This window comes from Enterococcus sp. AZ103, from assembly GCF_051714685.1.
Taxonomy (GTDB): Bacteria; Bacillota; Bacilli; order Lactobacillales; family Enterococcaceae; genus Enterococcus_A; species Enterococcus_A alishanensis.
Map to the genome: position 1 here is coordinate 601,272 of NZ_JBIOSI010000001.1, position 21,053 is coordinate 622,324.

Below are 21,053 nucleotides of genomic sequence, written 5' to 3' on the forward strand. Positions count from 1 at the left end.
AAGGAGACAAAAACTGGTAAAGCTTTTGTCTCTTTTTCCAAAAGTACATAAATTATTTTCCTGGTGTTTCTGGTACTTTTACTTCACCATCAGCAACTCGTTTTTCAGCTGCGTCAACTGCAGTTTTAACATCGTCAGTTAAGAAACCATCAGTAAGTGATACCCCACCGTCTTTTAGACCATAGTTTAAGTGTTCGCCGCCAGGGAATTTATCGTTTAATGCGCGAGTAGAAATATCTTGTACTGAAGTACCTACACCTTTAAGTGTTGAAGTTAAAGTGAAGTTGCTTTCTGTACCTTCTGAATCTGTGTATTTACCATCATCTTGTTGGTCGCTATCAACACCGATAACCCAAACTTTTTCAGCTTCTGGCACTTTTTCGTTACGTGCTTTTGCTTCTGAGAAGACACCCGCACCAGTACCACCTGAAGCATGATAAATAATGTCAGCGCCATTGTCGTACATGTTAGCAGCTAGAGCTTTACCTTTTGAAGGATCTCCAAATGATGCTGCGTACTGTACATCAACAGAAATATCTTTACCTAATTCTTTAGCTGCATCAGCAACACCTTTTTCAAAACCAGCTTGGAAACGGTCGATTACTTGACCTTCTTCACCACCGACAAAACCTAGTTTATCAGTTTTAGTTGTATATGCTGCTGCAACACCCGCTAAGTAAGCTGCTTCGTTGTCTTTAAATGTTACAGAAACAACGTTGTCTTTGTCTTCGATAACTGAATCGATAATCGCAAAGTTTGTGTTTGGATTAGCATCAGCTGCTTGAGTGATTGGATCTGCTAATAGATAACCTACACCAAAGATTGTATGGAAGCCGTTTGAAACAGCTGAATCAATATTTGTTGTATATTGAGAAGCATCATTTGATTGGATATAGTCATATCCGCCAGTACCGCGACTAATGTCATGTTCTTTACCCCAAGCTTGCAGACCTTCCCACGCGCTTTGGTTAAATGATTTGTCATCTACACCACCGATATCAGTTACAATTGCCACACTGTGTTCTGCATCTGCACTGCCTGAACCGCCACCTGATGAATCAGTTCCACTGTCGTTACCTCCGCCACAAGCTCCTAGTACCAATAAAGATGCTAGAGCCACAGCGCCTAGACCAAATAATTTTGCTTTTTTCATTCCTGTAAAGCCTCCTAAATAAATTATGGTTTTTTTCAACAGTCAAAAGACTGAATGAACATGGTTTATAAATCCTTTTCAGTAAACATGTATGGTAAAAGTTGTTCTACGGTCATTTCTTTTTTTACCCCATGATCACCGATTAAAGTTACGGGCATCTCTGGTGCACAAAATTCTGCCATCACTTGTCGACAAGCACCACAAGGAGAAATCGCTTCTGGTGTATGTCCTGCTACTACTAAATGTGAAAACTCTCTTTCGCCTTCAGAAACAGCTTTGAAAAAGGCGGTTCTTTCAGCACAATTACTCAATCCATATGAAGCATTTTCAATGTTTAGCCCTTGGTATATTTTTCCATCTTTTGTTACTAAACATGCGCCTACTGGAAAATGCGAATAAGGTACATAAGCTTTATCCAGTGCTTCAACGGCTACGTCAATCCATTCTTGTTTCGCTGTCATCTTTTATCTCCTAATAACCTGAACCAGATAATCCGTTCATGATCGCAACTCCTGAGCTAGCACCTAAGCGTGTTGCACCAGCTTCGATCATTGCCAAAGCTTCTTCTGCATTATGGATACCACCAGAAGCTTTCACACCCATTTCAGGGCCAACAGTCGCTCTCATTAATTTTACATCATCAATTGTTGCACCACCAGTTGAGAAGCCTGTTGAAGTCTTAACAAAGTCAGCACCAGCTACTTTAGCTAATTGACTTGCTTTGATTTTTTCTTCATGGTTTAACAAACTAGTTTCAATAATAACTTTTACTAAAGCTTTATCTTTAGCTACCGCCACCACAGCTTCAATATCTTTTTGAACTTTATCATAATCTTGATCTTTTAAAGCACCGATATTGATTACCATGTCAACTTCATCTGCACCATTTTCAATGGCATCGTTGGCTTCAAACGCTTTTGTTGCAGTTGTGTTGGCACCTAAAGGAAAGCCGATTACTGTACATACAGCCACTGGTTCACCTTTTAATTCTTTGGCTGCTAGTTCAACCCATGTTGGATTTAAACAAACAGAATAAAAACGGTATTTCTTTGCTTCTTCGATAATTTTTAACACTTCAGCTTTGGTTGCATCTGCCTTTAACAACGTGTGGTCAATCATGCGATTTAATTCCATAAAAACGATCCCCTATTCTGTAATAATTGCATGAATCAATGTTGGCTCAGTGAACTGGTCGCTAATTTTAATGTTGTCATATAGCAATTCTTTCACGTTCTCGACATTTTCTTCATTTGCATAAATTGTCAGCAAGCTTTCTCCTGCTGCAACTTTGTCACCAATTTTTTTGTGAAGCTTAATACCCACAGCATGATCAATCGCATCTTCTTTGGTTTTACGTCCAGCACCCAGTAACATAGCTGCGATCCCAATTTCATTTGCGACTAACTCTTCTACATAGCCAGACATTTTTGCTGGCAAGGCAATTTCATATTTTGCTGTTAATAGTTTTTCTGGTTGATCGATTACAGTTACGTCTCCACCTTGATCAATCACCATTTCACGGAATTTTTCTAAAGCCTTACCTGATGCTAAAGCTTCTTCCAACATTTTTCTAGCATCTTCTAGGCTGTCTGCTTGCTTGGCGAGTACGACCATCTGACTACCTAAGACGTAGCACATCTCAGTTAAGTCTTCTGGACCTTGACCTTTCAAAGTATCGATTGCTTCAACAATCTCAAGACTATTTCCAATCGCTTCACCCAAAGGCTCTGACATATCAGAAATTACCGCCATTGTCTGACGGCCAGCTAGATGGCCAATTCTTACCATGGTTTTGGCTAAGCGTTTGGCATCATCAATGTTTTTCATAAAGGCACCTTCACCAGTAGTCACATCTAAGACAATTGCATCCGCACCAGCCGCAATTTTTTTACTCATGATTGAGCTGGCAATAAGTGGAATTGAATCCACAGTCGCAGTTACATCTCTTAAAGCATATAGTTTTTTATCTGCCGGTGCGAGATTCCCAGACTGACCAATGACTGCTACTTTACTTTTATTTACAATATCAATAAATTCTTGTTCAGATAATTCAATCTTGAATCCTGGAATCGATTCAAACTTATCTAAAGTTCCTCCGGTAAAACCTAACCCACGACCTGACATCTTCGCAACTGGGACACCGACACTAGCAACGAGTGGCGCTAAAACTAAAGTCGTCGTGTCACCTACACCACCTGTTGAATGTTTATCTACTTTGATTCCTTCAATTGAGGACAAGTCAATAATTTCTCCAGAATTTGCCATTGCCATTGTTAATGAAGTAATCTCTTCATCAGTCATATCTTGATAAAATATTGCCATCAACAAGGCGCTCATTTGATAATCAGGAATTGATTCCTCGGTATAACCCGAAATAATAAAATCAATTTCTTCTTTGGTTAAGGTCTGTCCGTCACGTTTTTTTTCGATCAAGTCAACCATTCTCATTTTATAAATCCTCCAAACTTAGTGACATTATACAACAAAAACGCAAAAGGTAAACCACTTTAGTAAAACAGTTTACTAAAGAACAAAGCGCTTTCGGAAAACGCTAACAACGTTATTGTATAGAGGGCTAGGTGATTTGTCAAGCCTCATCTAATTTTTTTACACTCTCACGAATAATTAATTTAGTTCGAAAGATTTTATTCGGAATTCGCTGTGAAGGGAAATTAATCGCATCTACTAAAAACTTTGCAGCTGAAAAACCAATTTCGAAACTTGGTTGAAAAACCGTTGTCAAAGGTGGAACCATATATTCACTAATTTCTAATCCATCGAAACCAACCACTGAAATATCTTCAGGAATTTTCAAACCAGCTTCATAAATTGCTTGATAAGCACCAATCGCCATTTCATCATTGCCGCAAAAAATAGCAGTAATTTCTTTATTTTTTAAAACTTCTCTGGCAGCGTGATAACCACCTTCAATAGTTAAATTACCTGTCGCAACATAACTTTTCTTGAAGGGTAATTGATTTTCAAAAATAACTTGCTTATATGCATTTTCCCGTTCAGAAAGCTGGTAATAGCCTTCATTTTCTTTTAGCATACCGATATGGCGATGTCCTTGTTTAACTAACATACGAACCACTTCTTGTGCTCCGGCATATTCTTCCACCAACAGTTGTCCCCAATCACGGTCATTAAAACCACGGTCAATTAAAACCACTGGATGATTACGATAAAATTCACTATCTAAAGCTTGCTCCGGTGACAATTTATGCGGCGTTGCAATTAAAATACCGTCCACCGAACGATGAGATAATTCGTTCAATAACAATCTTTCTTGTTCACGATCATGACGGGAATTGCACAAAATGATCATGTATCCTAAAGGATTTAAATAACTTTCCACCCCTTCAATCACTTTCGAGAAAAAAAAGTCAGTCACATCTGGAACAATCATGCCAATTGTCTTAGAATGACGGTTAATTAAATTAGCCGCAAAAAAATCGGGTTTGTAATCATATTCTTCAACGATATCCAAAACTTTCCGGCGTGTCTTCTCGCTAAAGCGATTACCTTTATTATTTAAAATTTGCGAAACAGTGGTGACAGAGACGCCTGCCAATTCAGCAATTTTTTTAATTGTGATTTTCATAGAGGACCTCCTTTGCTTTTCGTCATCAGTTTAGCAAAGCTATCTACGATTTGAAAGCCTTTTTTTACACAAAAATAAGGGCAGCTAAGCTACCCTCATTCCTTGATACTTTTTAAAATAAAATAACCCTTATCTTTAGCAATTGTTTCGACATTTCCAAATACTTCAGCCATTTTATTTTTGGCGCTAGGCGCCCCTTGTTTTTTTTGAATCACAATAGTCAAGCTGCCTTGCGGTTTTAATAAATCAAAGGCCCCGCTTAAAATTTCGTGGACTACTTTTTTTCCGGCACGAATTGGTGGATTGCTAATAATTGCAGCATATTCTTTTTGGTGTAAATCGGCATAGATATTGGATTGATGAATATCTGCAGTCAGTTGATTTTTTTCAGCATTTTGTTTTGCTAGTTCGACTGCTCGATTATTTACATCAATCATTTCTACTGGAAGTTTTGTATCATAGACCAAAGCTAAACCGATTGGACCATAACCGCAACCAACATCTAAAATAGTACCTGCTGGTAACTCGTTAGCATCAAAAGATTCAATCAATAAACGTGAACCAAAATCGACAGTTTCGCGGGAAAAAACACCACTATCCGTTACAAATTGAAATTCTTTTCCTAATAATGGAAATGACCAATACTTTAATTGATGCTCTGTTTCGGGATTTTCTGAATAATAATGATTTGTCATAAAATTTTTATCCTAATAATTTATTTTTTATATCACGGGCAATTAAGGCACCGATAAAATCATAGCCTTCTTCTGATGGATGCAAGCCATCACTACCTAAAAATTCAGTTGGCACCGGATAAACAGTCATATGATGATATAAATCAATCATATTCACACCCATTTCTCCAGCAGCCTCTTTAAGCGCAGCAACATATTCTTGTTGTCGTTGATTATTGCCATCGGCACAAACTTGCTCATCGACATAACTTGGTGAAAGTACAATAACTTTTTCTGCTGGAAATTTTCCAATAATTTGTTTCATCGTCTTAGCATATTCTTCAGGCGTGGCACTTTGATTTAATGAATCATTTGAACCCAACATGATAGCAACAAAATCTGGGTTTTCTGCCACTGCTTGATCTACTCGATTCAAACCTTCTGCTGAAGTTTCTCCTGGAACACTTAAATTAACGATTTGATAGCCAGGAAAGCCCATGCCAGTTAATTCTTTAATAGTAATTTCGTCTAGCATATTGGTACTGGCACCTTCATAATAGCCTGCTGCCAAACTGTCACCGAATAACACAATCTTTTTCATCGTTACGCCTCCTAGAAATTTACTTTAATGATACCATGAAATGAAAAAAATCAAAGCGTCGACTCTCTCAGTATTTTTTCTGAATCAGTCGGCAAAGTTCGGCGTTTTATGATAAAATAAGCCCAGTATTCGAAGTTAGGAGAAGCAAATGAATGGAAAAGGTAATTACTATCAAATTCCCCGTGAAAAATGGCAAGATTTTTATTCTGGCGACACGCCCTTAACACAAGAAGAACTAGATAGTATTAAAAGTTTAAATGACCGGATTTCTATGCAAGATGTAGCGGATGTGTACATTCCTTTATGTCATCTGATTCATCTATACATGAAAGATTTCGAGTCGTTGACTTTAAGTAAAGGTTTATTTTTACATCGTTACGTAAAAGTTCCACCATTTATTATTGGGATTGCCGGTAGTGTAGCCGTCGGAAAAAGTACAACAGCACGCTTGCTGCAAACTTTGTTAGACCGACTATTTCCCCACAGTTCTGTTCAGTTGATTACAACTGATGGCTTCTTGTATCCTAATGCAGAGCTGGAGAAAAAAGGCATCATGGATCGTAAAGGATTTCCTGAAAGCTATGATATGGAAAAACTAATTGATTTCTTGAATGCAGTCAAATCTGGCGAAAAGAATATCGAAATTCCGAAATATTCCCATAACGTCTATGACATTATTGAAGACGAAGTGGAAATCATCGACCAACCGGACATTTTAATTGTTGAAGGGATCAATACTTTACAATTGCCAGCTAACCAACAGATCTATGTTAGTGACTTTTTTGATTTTTCAATTTTTGTAGATGCAAAACCTTCATTAATTGAAAAATGGTATTTGGAACGCTTTGAATCCTTGTTGGATACAGCTTTTCAAGACCCTACCAATTACTATTATGAATATGCGATTGGTGACCGCAAAGAAGCCTTAGCTATGGCTGAAGGTGTTTGGCAAAATGTCAATTTGAAAAATCTGATGGAATACATCCTACCGACACGTGGTCGAGCAGACGTGATTCTCCATAAGACGATTCATCATAATATTGATGAGATTTTTATTCGGAAGTACTAAACTTTGCAAAAGAGCATCTGCTTTTTTAGATAAAATAATGAAAGAATAGAGGTAATAACTGTGACGAACGTTTCCGCAGAAATGACAGACGTTGAAAAAATTATTGTACTAGATTACGGTAGCCAATATAACCAATTGATTACGCGCCGCATCCGTGAATTTGGCGTTTTTTCTGAACTACTAAGCCATCGGATTACTGCAGCTGAAGTCAAAGCTATGAATCCTAAAGGTATCATCTTATCTGGTGGTCCTAATAGTGTTTATGACGAAGGAGCTTTTTCAATTGATCCAGAAATCTTTGAACTAGGCATTCCTGTTTTAGGTATTTGTTACGGCATGCAACTGATTACTTATCAATTAGGTGGAAAAGTTGAACCCGCTAAAAACCGTGAATACGGAAAAGCAACTTTAGAAGTATTAGACCAAGAAGCTATTTTGTTTGCCGGCACACCAAAAGAACAAACTGTTTGGATGAGCCACGGTGATTTAGTCACAGAAGTCCCAACTGGATTTGAGACAGTCGCAACTTCTATTGATTGCCCAATCGCTTCAATTCAAGATACTAAACGCAACTTTTATGGTATCCAATACCACGCTGAAGTTCGTCATTCAGAATATGGAAATGAATTATTACGCCATTTTGCTTTTGACGTTTGTCACTGTAAAGGCGACTGGAGTATGGATAACTTTATCGACATGCAAATCGCAAAAATCCGTGAACAAGTCGGCGATAAAAAAGTCTTATTAGGCTTATCTGGCGGCGTTGATTCAAGTGTTGTCGGTGTTCTTTTACAAAAAGCCATCGGTGATCAATTAACTTCTATTTTCGTTGACCATGGTTTATTACGTAAAAATGAAGGCGACCAAGTAATGGAAAGTCTAGGCGGAAAATTCGGCTTAAACATCATTAAAGTCGACGCGAAAAAACGCTTTATGGACAAACTTGCAGGTGTTTCTGATCCAGAAACTAAGCGTAAAATTATCGGTAACGAATTTGTTTATGTGTTTGATGATGAAGCAACAAAATTAGCTAAAGATGGCGTTGGCTTCTTAGCACAAGGAACTCTTTATACCGATGTCATTGAATCTGGGACTGAAACTGCCCAAACCATTAAATCTCATCATAACGTTGGTGGATTACCAGAAGATATGCAATTTGAATTAATCGAGCCTTTAAATACTTTGTTCAAAGATGAAGTCCGCGAGCTAGGAACACAACTTGGCATGCCTGACGAAATCGTTTGGCGCCAACCTTTCCCTGGTCCAGGCTTAGGTATTCGAGTAATCGGTGATTTAACTGAAGAAAAACTAGAAATCGTTCGTGAATCAGATTGGATTTTACGAGAAGAAATTGCTAAAGCTGGACTTGACCGTGACATTTGGCAATACTTTACTGTCTTACCAGGCATTCGTTCTGTAGGTGTTATGGGAGACGGCCGTACGTATGATTACACCATCGGTATCCGTGCGGTCACTTCAATCGATGGGATGACAGCTGACTTTGCAAGAATCCCTTGGGACGTCTTACAAAAAATTTCCGTACGAATCGTTAATGAAGTCGATCACGTGAACCGGATTGTGTACGATATTACGAGTAAGCCACCAGCAACTGTGGAGTGGGAATAGAAGAACTAGATGGGATGAACAAAAAAACTGTGATATAATGCTATTTTCAATTTTTTAGAGATAGTTCATATTGTCTTAAACAACTTGAACTGTCTCCAAAAATGTCTCCAAAATAAAAAGAGTTTGTCAGTGACAACTTGACAAACTCTTTTTATTTTTTTGAAATTACGAGCAGTTGTGTAAATACTTCTAACAATTGTACCCTATCTTCAGACTTTTGTAATAGTTCCAAGAATAAGGAAAGTTTTTCATCATTTCCCTGCGAATAAGGTAGAAAAAAGTCGCTTAAAGAAATTTCTAAAGTTTCTAGCAACTTAATTAATGTATCCAAAGATACTTTACGCTTATTATTTTCTATTAAGTTAATAAAAGGTAGACTAAGCTCACTTTTTTCAGCTAATTCTTGCTGAGTTAAATTCTTTCTTAACCGTAGCTCACGAATTCTATTACCAAAGTCATCAGCTATATCACTCACAACCTCACCTCCAAACCCACGTCTTCATTTTAATTGCAAACCCATCCTCCTTTATATAGACAATTGTATTTATTTATTTATATATATTCACTTGTAGATAATTAGATGCTAAAATATATGCATTAGATAAAAGTAAATAGATATCTCATTTCTTAGTTCTATGGGGGGTAACAACTATGTTAAAAAACAAAAAATTAATAGGTCAATCAGCTTTTCTGTTAGGTGCTATCGCACTTGGCATGACTTTACATTCTACCGAGTCAGATGCCGCACAAACTATGTTTCGTGTATACAATCCAAATTCAGGAGAACATTTCTATACTGATAACTTGAGCGAGCGAAACATGCTTGTAAAAGAAGGTTGGAAAAGCGAAGGCGTTGGTTGGTACGCACCAGACAGAGGTGATGTCGTATACCGAGTTTATAATCCAAACGCCGGTGACCACCATTACACTTTAGATGCAAATGAGAAAAACTATTTAGTATCTAAAGGTTGGCGTGATGAAGGTATCGGATGGTATTCAGACTTTAACAAATCAGTTCAAGTTTACCGTTCATACAATCCAAACGCTTGGTCAGGAACTCACAATTACACAACTAGCTTAGCTGAAAAGCAAAACCTAGAACGTGTTGGTTGGCGTGGTGAAGGTGTAGGTTGGTACGGTGTACCTAAGGATGATACAAGTATTGATGACAATGAAGGTTCAGGAATTTCTGATATTGGTTTACAAACTGAAATTTCTAAATTAGTATTTCAAAAAATCAATGCTTATCGTGCTGAATTAGGTAAGCAACAATTACAAACCTCTTCATTACTACAAGGTTGTGGAAATATTCGTGCAAATGATTTAACTGAACGATATGACCATGTTAGACCTGATGGAATGCGTGTTAATACTTTTGTAAATGAAAGTATGGATTATAAATCATCAGGTGCATTTACAGGTGAGAATATCTTTACTTTTCCTTATGAAGTTCGTACAGCTACTCCTGATGAATACGCAACAAAAGTATTTGAAGGTTGGAAGTCAAGCGATGGTCATAACAAAAACATGATTAACGGTAATGCTAATGACGGTACAATTGGTGTAAAAGTATTAAAGGACGGTACTAATTATTGGAATACTTATGTTGTACTAATTACTGGGTATAACAAAGACTATGTTTCTGAAACACCCGAAGTTACAGAATAATTGAATTAAATTTAACAAACGTAAGGAATGGTCATGAGACCATTCCTTACGTTTGTATTACAAAAAAGACTATCTTCAAAGTCTATGGATACTTCTGAAGCAGAATTAACAAAGCAACATATCGTTTGTGATATAAACTTCTTTTTCAAAAAATAAATTTAGGAGGGACCATTATGAACTCAATCAAAGAAGAAATTGCTAAAAAAGGGGCGGATTACCTTATAAAACTTTTTTTAGAAAGGGAGATTAAACATTTAGAGACAATAACAAAACGTTCAAAATATGCTATTGAGAAAATTCTTGAATGTAGAGAGTTGAAGACCAAAAATAAAGATTTAGAATATCAATTAATGAAATTAGATGAAGAAAACAAGTTGTTGAAAAAAATTAAATAACGAAAAATTAGAAACAGTGAATTTATATAATAAATTAAATTCATACTACAGATTATTTTAAAAATAGATTTGTTGAGGATTTAAATTAAAGCTCTCTTTTTAAAAAAATAGTAGCCTAATGACAAATAAATATCATTTTTTTCAAAATACGTGAAAATTAATAGTCACTTTTTTTCAAAGGATGTGAATACTATATGATTGATAAAATTTATAATATTTACCTTGTATATGTTCAAACCATCGAATTTGAAGAGGTAGCAATGCCTGAATTAATAGTTTTCAACAAATTAATTCATTTTATACAAAATGGTGAATATACTGAACGGCGTAATAAAAGTATAATTTTAGATCATTGGTTTAAATTTAGCAACAAAGAACTAGCAGACTTTCTCAACGTGTCAGTATCTGCCATCTCCTACGCAAAAAAGGATATCACTTATGATTTAATTAACTCTATTGGCAGTGACATAGTTAGCTTACTTGAAAATAAACAATTCGGCAAAATTAATAGTATATTAGATACAGAAGTAACTTATTTAAAAACCAATACACTTATTCCAATGGAACTGAGCAAAATAATTTATAGTCAATATAATAAAAATTTAAACAAGAGTCAAAATTCCTATCAAGCTGTTTTAAGTACCCTGTCAAATCAGTTACTGGGGCGTTCAGATTACTCGACCGAATTAAATTACTGTATCCAACTAATCCATCAGTTGTTTCTTCCTAGATTAGGTCAAACTATAGACTACTTCAATATCGAATATCTTCACGGACTTGTGGATATTTTACTAGGTAGAGAAGGTACTTCAGAAGCAAGACATGCACTGATCTATTTATTAAATACTGAGTCAAAATTAGAAAACCATTTAAGAATTGGATTAGCTTTAATTTTTAATAACCAGATAAAAAATCTTATCATTAGTCAAACAAGTGAAAATTATCAAGTTTCCAATGTAACAAAAAAAGAAATACATGAGAATCAAAATAAGAAAGAAACATTTGATTTTGATGGAGTGCAACCTATTATTAGTGAAGCTGTATTAAGAGCTAAATTATCTAACAAACGTTTACCAGTTATTGGTGGAGTAGCGATACCTAGCGTAGCTATCAATTTACCCATATTTAAGGGATTATCCAACGAAGCATTGCTGTGGGGTGCAGGCACGACCAAAGAAGATCAACAAATGGGAGTGGGTAACTATGGATTAGCAAGTCACCATGCTTATGAGGATGACTTATTATTTTCATCTCTAGGAAAAGTTAGTTTGGGCGTAACTGTCTACTTGACTGACTTAGAAAATATTCATGAATACAAAGTCACTTCAAAAGAAAAAGTTGATCCGACAGCAGTTCAATGGCTAGATGAAGTACCCGATAAGTCACTCGTTACTTTAGTTACATGTGGAAATGTTAGCGGAGTAAACAGAGTAATAGTTCAAGGAGAGCTACAACAAATAGTTCCTGTATCAAATGCTAATAAAAGCATGGTCAATGCTTTTAACTTGGAAGAAAAGACCTGTTAAAATTATATAAATCACATTATACTAAGTAAAAATTTAACTATCCGGTGTATTATATGCATAGAGCATTAAAAAGCAATTGAAGTTTACTCCATGATTAATAAAAGTATGAGAATATTTTATTAAATTTCAGTGAATGAATTTCTTTATATTGGAGGAAAATAATGAACAATAATTTTATTCACATTGTCAACGCTACACAAAATAATTTAAAGAATATATCGGTAAAGATCCCTAAACATAAACTGACTGTAGTAACCGGTGTATCTGGATCGGGAAAGTCTTCTTTAGTTTTTGATACATTAGCTGCAGAATCGCGAAGAGAATTGAATGATACTTTTTCTAGTTATATTCAACACATGTTGCCTAAATATGGTCGGCCAACTGTTGAAAGAATTGACAATTTGCCGGTAGCAATTCCTATAGAGCAAAAAAAATTATCAGCGAATTCTCGTTCCACCGTTGGAACATACACAGAAATTTATACTTTTTTGCGATTATTATTTTCTAGGGTTGGAAAACCATTTATTGGATATTCAGATTCCTTTTCATTTAATCATCCAGATGGTAAATGTCCTAAATGTGATGGATTAGGTTATGTAACAGAAATGGATATCCACAAGTTGATTGATTTCAATAAGTCGTTAAACGAGAGTCCAATTGATTTTCCAACATTTGGCTTTGATGCTTGGCGTTGGAAACGGTATGCATACAGTGGTTTATTCGATTTAAACAAAAAGATTAAGGACTATACACCAGAAGAACTGGAGCTATTATTATATGCACCTCAGCAAAAACTAAAAAGTCCGCCTAGCCGCTGGCCAAAAACAGCTTTATACGAGGGTATTATTCCTAGAATGAATCGTAGTATTTTGCACAAAGATGATGCTAAACGGCATAAAAAAAAGATTGATTCTTTTGTTACAACTAAATTCTGTCCTGCATGTCATGGCAGTCGGGTTAATGAAAAAGTTAGAAGCTGTAAAATAAACGGTAAAAATATTGCTGATACGGTTAGTTTTCCCTTAGAAACTTTAATTGATTTCCTAAATTCGATTCAGGATGAATTAGCCAAAGAAATTAAAGTAGAAATAATTAGCCGTTTAAGATCGCTTAATAATCTGGGATTAAGTTATTTAACACTGGATCGCTCAACGGGGAGTTTATCTGGAGGAGAGGCTCAACGAATTCGTATTGCAAAATATATTACTAATGCATTGAATGATGTGTTATATGTTTTAGATGAACCAAGTGCAGGTTTACATCCAAAAGATATTGATCGAATTAAGCTGGCCTTAGGTACTTTAAGAGATAAAGGAAACACGATTGTTTTAGTAGAACATAATCCGCAATTAATTGAAATTGCTGATTACATCATTGATGTAGGGCCTGGGGCAGGAGAATTCGGTGGGCAAATTCAGTTTGCTGGACCTTATACTGAGTTTGTAAAACAAGATACAGCTACAAGTGTGGCACTAAGAACCAAGGTTGCTTTAAAAACAAAACCACGTAGAGCAAAAGATTATTTAGTAGTCAACAGTGCAAAGGAACATAATTTAAGAGGATTTTCAACAAGCATTCCTTTACAAACTTTGACTGTTTTATGTGGTGTAGCTGGTTCAGGTAAATCATCATTGGGGGAAATAATACGCAAAACTGCGATTGATAAACAATTAGAAGTAGTTGCTATATCACAGAAGAGTATAGGCATTAACTTACGATCGACTCCATTAACTTATCTGGATATTTTTGGTAAAATTCGTCAATTATTCGCGAATGCAAACAATGTTAGCTCAACTTTGTTCAGTTATAATTCTCAAGGAGCCTGTCCCCATTGTAAAGGAAAAGGGGTTGTTACATCAAATATGGCTTTTATGGATGATGTTGTCACTACTTGTGAAGTCTGTAAAGGTTCACGATACAAATCCGAGGTATTGAACTACACTTATCGAAAAAAAACTATTGTAGATATTTTAGATATGACAGTTATGGAAAGCTGTACTTTCTTTCAAGATGCTTCATTTGAATCAGATCTACAAACACTTATTGAAGTTGGCTTAGGGTACTTAAGACTGCATCAATCTCTGACTACCCTTTCCGGAGGTGAGCTACAACGATTAAAGCTAGCTAATCAGTTACACAAAAAAGGGGCTTTTTATTTACTAGATGAGCCTACGGATGGACTACATTTAAAAGATATTGAATACTTAATGGAATTATTCAATCGATTAGTTGAAAAAGGTAATACTGTCGTTTTATTGGAGCATCATCTAGATGTTATTAAGCAGGCAGATTGGATAATTGAGCTAGGTCCCGAAGGCGGTACCAAAGGTGGTGCATTAATATTTGAAGGTACTCCATTAAAATTAGCCGGTTCGAATGACAAGATTACAGGTGTTTATATGTAAAAAATGACTCAAAAAATCTAATGCCCACTAATCCAAGTTTATTTTGTTTAAAATAGCCTGTCGACTATAAAGAATATTTATTTTAGTAATAGTGATATACTTAACATAACTTTGAATATTAAAAGCAGACCCACCTGGGTCTGCTCTTTTCTGTTTATTTACGTAAATCGCATTAATCAAAGGAACAAGTCCATCAATGATTTGGTTAGCTTCTTTTGTAAATTTAATTAAGGAAAGCAGATAGGTATCATTACTTTTTAATCAGTTCATGAAGTTTTGAATAATGCAAAAAGAAAAGCGCAGAAAGAAGTAATCTCTAAGTGCAGTTGTTGTAATTGAAAGAATTTCGTATGCGGTATTAATATCCTATCCTTTCCGTTAAAAAGCAATCCTGCTTCATTTCTTCTCTTCCACAACATCCAAAAGGGCGCCATTTCCTTATAGACAAAGTCTTCGGATTCATACTAAAATTTAGAAAGCAAACTGCTCTGCTATAAAATTAATTACTTTTCTAATTTTGCATTTTTAAGAATTTCGGATAATTGTTCTGGAGAAATAGGTTCATCAGAGGTAGTTGTTTCATCTAGATGGGAAAGATCTTCCATATACATTTCATTAATTAAGGAATCGTCTATATCGAATAGCTCGTCCAAAACATTTATTTGATTATCAATAACGGCTATTGAATCGTCTGTATCTACCTCTAAAGATGGATCATTCTTTTCCTGGGTTTCTGTCTCTTCAAAGAGATCAAATAATTGTTCTGAAGGATCGATACCGTAGATAGCTGTCGTCTCATCAGGAAGAGAGACCCCCTCAAGGTATCCTTCACTAATCATTGAACCATCTGTGTTCTTTGACTCTTCTAAATCTGTTACCGGCTCGCTCCCTATAAAGTCCCAGATTCTTTCAAGAGGTGATTTAGCTGTACTACTAGTTAATTCTAAAGAGCCCCCTATGGAATCAATTGATATTTTTTTATGTTCCCCCAGCGGTAATAAAGTAGTGTCCATATAAGAAAATTCTGATTGAACAAATGACAATAAATGTATTTTTTTAGTGGAGGTGTTTTTTAATACCTTGATTAGTTGAACATCAAAAAAATAGTTCAATATGAGACCCAAAAAAATAAATAGTAAAGCAGAAATACCTACAGATTTTATCATATAAGGGAATAACCCGAATAAACAAACCATACTAAATATAAATCCTAAATTAATTAATATAGTAAACATCTTTATTTGATCTTCTTCTTTACTTAATTGAACGCTTACTTTCTCAATAATTTTTTTGAGTTCTGTATGCCCTAACTGCTCATCTATAAGCAACTGACTTAGTTGATTTTCATAGCGGTTACTTCTTCTTTTTATTAAAAACCGTCTGACTAAATAACATAAAAAAGGGGCTAAAAGAAGAATAGACACTTCATATAGAATAAGTAATTGTTGACCATTCAAGTATCTAATTGAAGTAAATAAAAAACTAGTGATTACATAACATAATCCAAACAACCCCATAAGAAAACAGACAAATGAAACGGTAGGAAAGTACCAAAAGGATTGAACCCCATATCTGTACACTTGTTTATAGATCTGATTAAACTCTGTTTCCTTCATATTTATAATCTCCATTCCAATTGGCATGTGAAATAAACTATGTAGGCTACTCATTCTAAACCAAGCAGCCCCATAGTTTACTTTGTATGCTTATTTTTTCTAATCTTCTCTAACAAAGTGTAATAGCTGTTTTTCCATTTTTTCATAGATTGTTTGGCACTCTTGTTGTGAGACTACTAAGCTTTGATAAAATTCTTTTGATTCATCTTTTTGTTTTTGTACTTTTTTTTCTGCGGCCAACATGATTTCCTCTGCCTGTTTTTGTGCATCTTGAATGATGCCGTCTCCTTGCCTTCTGGCAGAAAGTAAAATTTTGCTGACCTCTTCTTGATGGAATAATTTATCTTTTTCTTGTTGCTTTATCTTATTGTCTAATTGTTGTGTCTTTTGTTTTTCCTCCTCATAAGTGCTTTGTAGTTCTGCCATTTTTTTATTTAATTCATTCAATTGTTCACCAGTAGCTATCAAATGATTATTTTGATCTGATAATTGTTTATTTAGTTCATGTTCAATAGCCGCTTTTTCTAGACTTTTTTTGTGTAAAGATTCTACAGTATTGGTTAATTCGATATTCTCTCTTTTTAAAATGTCAGAATGCTCATGTTCCTTCTTGACTTGTTCCTGCAACTGGATAATATTTCCGTGTGCAGTATATAGGGCTTCTTTTAATTGACTGAATTCTTTCTCAACTTCTTCATTTGATGTGTTTTCTGTAGAAGATATCAATTCTTCTATCTTTGTTGTTAATGTTTTATTTTGTGAAATGAGCCCTTCTTTTTCACCTAATAGCTGCTGCTGCCTTTCTTTTAGTTCTTCCATTTTATTTGATAACATTAAGATTGCACTTTTTAATTGTTTCTTTTCATGTAATAGTTCCTGATTTGCTATATCATCTTGTTGTTCTTCTGAAACTTGTTTCAACAGTTTCTTATTTTCTGTTTCTAACTGCTCTTTTTGCAACGTTAATTTCTTTGTAATGGTGGTAATTTCAGACTGATTATTCACCATGTCTTGTTGTATCTTTTCTAAAAATTCTAGTTGCTTTCGTAATTGCCGATTCTCATCTTTTAATTTTTGAATATCGCCTTTTTCTTCTTTATTTTTCATAGGTAATATTTTGGGAACTGTTGCGTTTACTTGCTGATTCTTTTCGTCTATAGGTTTGCTCACAACTGCGATAGAACTAGCTTTTTCCGCCATTTCTTTCTGCGATTCATTTTTTTCCTCTTCTTGTTCTTCTTCAACTTCCTCAGATAATTCATTTATCTCTTGCAATAAACTTTTACTAAAGAACCAACCGTCCTTTTTCTGTTTTCTTGTCATGTCCACATCATTACTCCTTTTATTTATCAGTTGTTTCATCAACTAATTTAAACGATTGTTTATCATCCTTACGATCATACGTACAGCTATAAACGGTCGTATTTTTTTCTGAACTATTATTAATCTGAAAATGTACCTGTGTCAGTTTAGGAACATCCTTTGCTTCTGCCACAAACTTCTTCATATTTTCCTCAATAATCTCTTTACTAGATGATTGGTTTAAATCACCCACCAGAGATAAACTAAGCGTTTTAGTTGGGATATTTATAGATAATATACATGTAGAATAGCCAAAATAAGGAACTAATTTTTCACTCAAATCATTTTCAATACTTGACTGTAATTGATTTTCTTTTTTGTCTTGAAATAATTGCTCCCAAGAATAATCTACTAAATTTAAGCCTTTTTTAGGATAGTTTTCCACTGGTATTTTTGTAACAAGCTGCTTTTGTTCCTTTTTCAATGCGTAAGTTTCGTCATTTAATCGTCTACTCTCTGCCTGTAGTACTTCCACGTTCCTCTCTGTCTGAAAGGAGTACATAGATACACATAAGATGACTAATCCAATAAGAAATCCGTTGACTAAAAAAACTTGGATGTGTTTTGATTGTTCTTTTTCCTTAATATATTGCAGCTTTTTCTTCGCTTGATTAGATAAAACTCCCTGTTGCTCCACTTTTCGAATGCGTAAATTAATAAAGAACCGATAACCGTTCAACATTAATATAATCAAAACTAAAAACACAATAGCTACTTTTAGAATAATCGATAGAAACATACTGACTCTCCTTTCTTAGTTAATTGGTCGCAATTTGTAAAATGGATAAAGGCTGTACTGTACTTTTCCTTCTATATCTGATAACTGAACGAGCCCGAAAGAGCGACTATCTTTTGATACAGCTGTATGATCTCCTAAAACAAAATAATAGTCCTTAGGAATTGTTGTTTTTCCTGAAAGTTGATAGGCTACTCTAGGATCTATCTCAAAGATATAAGTCGTTGAAAACTCTTTATCTCCTATACTTAAGATTAAACGATTTCCTTGGATGAGTATGGCATCTCCAGGTAGTCCTATAATTCGTTTAACAAACATTCCAGATTCCTTTGGTATAGAAAAGCCAATAATTGAATAGCGACTAATAGGTGATTTTTTATTAACTAACACATAATCTCCATCCTGTAGGGAACCTTCCATAGAGGTTCCCGCCACAGGATGAATTAAATAATTTGTATGCACCCAAAACACCATAATAGCAACCATACAACAACTAAAAATAACTAAAAGTGTTTTTTTTAAAGACTTCTTTTTTGTCTTTCTTGTTCTTTTCATTGTGGTTTTATATAGGAAACTAGCTGAGATTTGGCTAAATTATTCGGGATAACTCGGTAGGATATGACTGTCCCTCCTATAACATTACCTTCAGAAATTAAAATACCCTGATCCGTTACAGCTTCCACAAAAGCAACATGTCCATATCTAGCATCTGAACCAGCTGTCCCAGGACTAAAGGATATTAAATAACCTACTTTAGGTGTCTGAATAACTTCATAGCCTAGCGAACGTCCTTTTGTTCCCCATTCTCCTCCATTTCCCATATAGTCATCTACGTGACCGCCTAACTGAGTTGCACGATTATAAGCGTACCATGTACATTGCCCCACAGGATATGAACCTGAAAGATTGTAGTTTTTTCCATCATAGTCTGGTAAAGTCATTTTTTTTCGATAAGCTTCAGGAATACTGTCTTTACTTTGTAAGACAACGCCAGTGGCTGCTCCTTCTTCTGGGAGTTTTTCATCATACTTTGTTAAATGATAAGCTGAAATGATAGAGCTAATCTTATGGTGATATAAAGTATCTGTTGCGTACTTCCCAGTAAGGGATTGCGCAGCTCTTAAATAATTTTTAGACTCTGATCGCCAAACTTCTTGATAATAATTAGAATTCTCAGAGATACCTTCTCTAATAAGCGTCACATAATCTCCAAGGGATTCTGAGTAACTAGGATATTTCCGAAATGCTGCAGAAATTGTGTAAAGTTCACCTGCTCCATTATCTTCTTGTGTTGCCAAGTTAACTGTCTGACCTTCATAACTTCCTTTTACACCAAATAAATTGTAGTTAGGTGCAGATGATAAGCCACTTGATCCAGAGCCACTCTCTAAAATCGCTTGTGCAATCATGACAGAGGCAAAGACATCATATTTTAATCCTAATTTTTGTGCATCATTTCCTATCTGCTCAATAAATTGTTGTGTATTTTCTGAAATATCTATTTTAATATTTGATGGGTACGATGATAATATTTCTTTCCCATAAGTTGTTTGATTGAACTTGGTCATTCGTTTACCAACAATAGTTTCCTCAGATTTTCTTTCAGATAATAAAGCAACCTCCACACTATTTTTTATTTCTTCTGTATCTTCTTCTTTCGCATTTTCTGTTTTAACAGTTAAATAGTGGTCTTCCCCTAAATACATCCCTATCGGTTTGTTTTTTACCAATAAAGTATCTCCAGGTTGTAACTCTTCTAAATGGTCAATTAATTGGCTCTCTATAGCGGTGAATTCTTGATTGAATAATTGAACATACATTTCAGACAATAACTGCTCATTTGTATAATTTTCTTCCTTTTCTCCCAATTGTCTCAATCCTTCATACACAAGAAGTCCTTGATTCTCGTTATTAAAAGAAGAAAGTAGTGGGAGTTCATAACCATTTAAATCAGATTCAGCCACTTGACTCACTTTTAAATCTTCATTTAATGTCACCTCATGTTCTCCTAATGGGTTTGTATTCCCAATAGTAGGTACTGGTGAATAGTTTGTTGATACTGATGGTTGATACGGATAAGGAACAATATTTGGTTGTTCTACACTGGGAACTACTGCTGTTTCATCTTTTCCACTTTCCTGATGAGGTTTTGTTGTGCTTTCTGTAGTACTGGAACTACTACTCGGCTTTGTTGTACTTTCTGTAGTGCTGGAACTGCTACTCGGCTTTGTTGTACTTTCTGTAGTGCTGGAACTACTACTCGGCTTTGTTGTACTTTCTGTAGTACTGGAAATGCTACTTGATTCCGTTGTATTCTCCATAGCGCTAAAACTATTATCTGAATTTACGGTGCTTTCAACACTAGATTGTGGCACTGATTGTTCGGGTGTAACTTCTTTCACCGCTTCAGAAAAGGAGATAGAACTTTCCTCCCCTGAAGGTGTCGTTGACTCTACAGTTTCTTCCAAAATGGTGGCTTCAGTTGTCTCTACACTTATTTGGCTACTTTCGCTTATTTCTATCTCATCACTTGCTTTAAGACTTTCTCCCTGGGCCATATAAATAACCCCTCCTAAAGCGACTAACAATAGACTACTTCCTAAAATTATTTTTTTCAT

General features: G+C 35.2%; 19 protein-coding genes. 6 read left to right on the forward strand and 13 right to left on the reverse strand.

What is annotated here, in order from left to right; all coding sequences use genetic code 11:
• Nucleotides 1-52: 52 nt before the first annotated feature.
• The 7 genes from ID741_RS03110 to ID741_RS03140 all read right to left on the reverse strand — a co-directional run bounded on the left by ID741_RS03110 (nucleotide 53) and on the right by ID741_RS03140 (nucleotide 6,032).
• The gene (locus tag ID741_RS03110; protein WP_218327037.1) at nucleotides 53-1,153 is read right to left on the reverse strand and encodes a BMP family lipoprotein; all 1,101 of its coding nucleotides are present in this window, start codon (nucleotides 1,151-1,153) and stop codon (nucleotides 53-55) included.
• Between the two features lie 65 nt (nucleotides 1,154-1,218).
• Complete coding sequence (locus ID741_RS03115) at nucleotides 1,219-1,614, reverse strand: cytidine deaminase (RefSeq protein WP_438719001.1); 396 nt, start codon at nucleotides 1,612-1,614, stop codon at nucleotides 1,219-1,221.
• 10 nt (nucleotides 1,615-1,624) lie between these two features.
• Nucleotides 1,625-2,287: a deoxyribose-phosphate aldolase gene (gene deoC / locus ID741_RS03120; RefSeq protein ID WP_218327039.1), complete on the reverse strand. Its 663-nt coding sequence runs from the start codon at nucleotides 2,285-2,287 to the stop codon at nucleotides 1,625-1,627.
• Nucleotides 2,288-2,299: 12 nt separating this feature from the next.
• The gene (locus tag ID741_RS03125) at nucleotides 2,300-3,601 is read right to left on the reverse strand and encodes a pyrimidine-nucleoside phosphorylase (RefSeq protein WP_438719002.1); all 1,302 of its coding nucleotides are present in this window, start codon (nucleotides 3,599-3,601) and stop codon (nucleotides 2,300-2,302) included.
• A 139-nt stretch (nucleotides 3,602-3,740) separates the two neighbouring features.
• Complete coding sequence (locus tag ID741_RS03130) at nucleotides 3,741-4,757, reverse strand: LacI family DNA-binding transcriptional regulator (RefSeq protein ID WP_218327041.1); 1,017 nt, start codon at nucleotides 4,755-4,757, stop codon at nucleotides 3,741-3,743.
• A 95-nt stretch (nucleotides 4,758-4,852) separates the two neighbouring features.
• The gene (locus ID741_RS03135) at nucleotides 4,853-5,452 is read right to left on the reverse strand and encodes a class I SAM-dependent methyltransferase (protein WP_438719003.1); all 600 of its coding nucleotides are present in this window, start codon (nucleotides 5,450-5,452) and stop codon (nucleotides 4,853-4,855) included.
• Nucleotides 5,453-5,459: 7 nt separating this feature from the next.
• Nucleotides 5,460-6,032 (reverse strand): SGNH/GDSL hydrolase family protein, encoded by a 573-nt coding sequence (locus ID741_RS03140; RefSeq protein WP_438719004.1) that lies wholly within the window; start codon nucleotides 6,030-6,032, stop codon nucleotides 5,460-5,462.
• Between the two features lie 148 nt (nucleotides 6,033-6,180).
• Between ID741_RS03140 and coaA the strand changes: the two genes are divergently transcribed.
• Nucleotides 6,181-7,101, forward strand: coding sequence for a type I pantothenate kinase (coaA, locus tag ID741_RS03145; RefSeq protein WP_218327044.1), 921 nt, complete (start codon nucleotides 6,181-6,183; stop codon nucleotides 7,099-7,101).
• A 60-nt stretch (nucleotides 7,102-7,161) separates the two neighbouring features.
• Complete coding sequence (gene guaA / locus ID741_RS03150; RefSeq protein ID WP_438719005.1) at nucleotides 7,162-8,727, forward strand: glutamine-hydrolyzing GMP synthase; 1,566 nt, start codon at nucleotides 7,162-7,164, stop codon at nucleotides 8,725-8,727.
• 151 nt (nucleotides 8,728-8,878) lie between these two features.
• Here guaA and ID741_RS03155 read toward each other — a convergent pair whose 3' ends face one another.
• Nucleotides 8,879-9,202 (reverse strand): helix-turn-helix domain-containing protein, encoded by a 324-nt coding sequence (locus tag ID741_RS03155; protein ID WP_438719006.1) that lies wholly within the window; start codon nucleotides 9,200-9,202, stop codon nucleotides 8,879-8,881.
• 176 nt (nucleotides 9,203-9,378) lie between these two features.
• On the opposite strand from ID741_RS03155, the gene ID741_RS03160 reads away from it, so the two are divergent.
• The 4 genes from ID741_RS03160 to ID741_RS03175 all read left to right on the forward strand — a co-directional run bounded on the left by ID741_RS03160 (nucleotide 9,379) and on the right by ID741_RS03175 (nucleotide 14,721).
• Complete coding sequence (locus ID741_RS03160) at nucleotides 9,379-10,395, forward strand: CAP domain-containing protein (RefSeq protein WP_438719007.1); 1,017 nt, start codon at nucleotides 9,379-9,381, stop codon at nucleotides 10,393-10,395.
• Between the two features lie 173 nt (nucleotides 10,396-10,568).
• Nucleotides 10,569-10,790: a hypothetical protein gene (locus ID741_RS03165; protein ID WP_438719008.1), complete on the forward strand. Its 222-nt coding sequence runs from the start codon at nucleotides 10,569-10,571 to the stop codon at nucleotides 10,788-10,790.
• Nucleotides 10,791-11,617: 827 nt separating this feature from the next.
• A complete protein-coding gene (locus tag ID741_RS03170) occupies nucleotides 11,618-12,316 on the forward strand; it encodes a class A sortase (protein WP_438720439.1) in 699 nt (232 codons plus the stop codon).
• Between the two features lie 161 nt (nucleotides 12,317-12,477).
• On the forward strand, nucleotides 12,478-14,721 hold the full coding sequence (locus ID741_RS03175; protein WP_438719009.1) for an ATP-binding cassette domain-containing protein: 2,244 nt from the start codon (nucleotides 12,478-12,480) through the stop codon (nucleotides 14,719-14,721).
• A gap of 503 nt (nucleotides 14,722-15,224) precedes the next feature.
• Here ID741_RS03175 and ID741_RS03180 read toward each other — a convergent pair.
• The 5 genes from ID741_RS03180 to ID741_RS03200 all read right to left on the reverse strand — a co-directional run bounded on the left by ID741_RS03180 (nucleotide 15,225) and on the right by ID741_RS03200 (nucleotide 21,053).
• Nucleotides 15,225-16,337, reverse strand: coding sequence for a hypothetical protein (locus tag ID741_RS03180; protein WP_438719010.1), 1,113 nt, complete (start codon nucleotides 16,335-16,337; stop codon nucleotides 15,225-15,227).
• A 99-nt stretch (nucleotides 16,338-16,436) separates the two neighbouring features.
• Nucleotides 16,437-17,660 carry a hypothetical protein gene (locus ID741_RS03185; RefSeq protein WP_438719011.1) on the reverse strand — a complete coding sequence of 408 codons (1,224 nt, stop codon included), beginning with the start codon at nucleotides 17,658-17,660 and terminating at the stop codon, nucleotides 16,437-16,439.
• Nucleotides 17,661-17,679: 19 nt separating this feature from the next.
• On the reverse strand, nucleotides 17,680-18,438 hold the full coding sequence (locus tag ID741_RS03190; RefSeq protein WP_438719012.1) for a hypothetical protein: 759 nt from the start codon (nucleotides 18,436-18,438) through the stop codon (nucleotides 17,680-17,682).
• A gap of 15 nt (nucleotides 18,439-18,453) precedes the next feature.
• Nucleotides 18,454-18,990, reverse strand: coding sequence for a signal peptidase I (gene lepB / locus ID741_RS03195; RefSeq protein ID WP_438719013.1), 537 nt, complete (start codon nucleotides 18,988-18,990; stop codon nucleotides 18,454-18,456).
• On the reverse strand, nucleotides 18,987-21,053 hold the full coding sequence (locus ID741_RS03200) for a glucosaminidase domain-containing protein (RefSeq protein WP_438719014.1): 2,067 nt from the start codon (nucleotides 21,051-21,053) through the stop codon (nucleotides 18,987-18,989). Before ID741_RS03200 ends, lepB begins: the two co-directional genes overlap by 4 nt.

Bases quoted from the DNA above. Each gene is read 5' to 3' on its own strand.
- ID741_RS03110 (WP_218327037.1), bottom strand. From the start codon at position 1,153: ATGAAAAAAGCAAAATTATTTGGTCTAGGCGCTGTGGCTCTAGCATCT.
- ID741_RS03115 (WP_438719001.1), bottom strand. From the start codon at position 1,614: ATGACAGCGAAACAAGAATGGATTGACGTAGCCGTTGAAGCACTGGAT.
- deoC (WP_218327039.1), bottom strand. From the start codon at position 2,287: ATGGAATTAAATCGCATGATTGACCACACGTTGTTAAAGGCAGATGCA.
- ID741_RS03125 (WP_438719002.1), bottom strand. From the start codon at position 3,601: ATGAGAATGGTTGACTTGATCGAAAAAAAACGTGACGGACAGACCTTA.
- ID741_RS03130 (WP_218327041.1), bottom strand. From the start codon at position 4,757: ATGAAAATCACAATTAAAAAAATTGCTGAATTGGCAGGCGTCTCTGTC.
- ID741_RS03135 (WP_438719003.1), bottom strand. From the start codon at position 5,452: ATGACAAATCATTATTATTCAGAAAATCCCGAAACAGAGCATCAATTA.
- ID741_RS03140 (WP_438719004.1), bottom strand. From the start codon at position 6,032: ATGAAAAAGATTGTGTTATTCGGTGACAGTTTGGCAGCAGGCTATTAT.
- coaA (WP_218327044.1), top strand. From the start codon at position 6,181: ATGAATGGAAAAGGTAATTACTATCAAATTCCCCGTGAAAAATGGCAA.
- ID741_RS03160 (WP_438719007.1), top strand. From the start codon at position 9,379: ATGTTAAAAAACAAAAAATTAATAGGTCAATCAGCTTTTCTGTTAGGT.
- ID741_RS03165 (WP_438719008.1), top strand. From the start codon at position 10,569: ATGAACTCAATCAAAGAAGAAATTGCTAAAAAAGGGGCGGATTACCTT.
- ID741_RS03175 (WP_438719009.1), top strand. From the start codon at position 12,478: ATGAACAATAATTTTATTCACATTGTCAACGCTACACAAAATAATTTA.
- ID741_RS03180 (WP_438719010.1), bottom strand. From the start codon at position 16,337: ATGAAGGAAACAGAGTTTAATCAGATCTATAAACAAGTGTACAGATAT.
- ID741_RS03185 (WP_438719011.1), bottom strand. From the start codon at position 17,660: ATGACAAGAAAACAGAAAAAGGACGGTTGGTTCTTTAGTAAAAGTTTA.
- ID741_RS03190 (WP_438719012.1), bottom strand. From the start codon at position 18,438: ATGTTTCTATCGATTATTCTAAAAGTAGCTATTGTGTTTTTAGTTTTG.
- lepB (WP_438719013.1), bottom strand. From the start codon at position 18,990: ATGAAAAGAACAAGAAAGACAAAAAAGAAGTCTTTAAAAAAAACACTT.
- ID741_RS03200 (WP_438719014.1), bottom strand. From the start codon at position 21,053: ATGAAAAAAATAATTTTAGGAAGTAGTCTATTGTTAGTCGCTTTAGGA.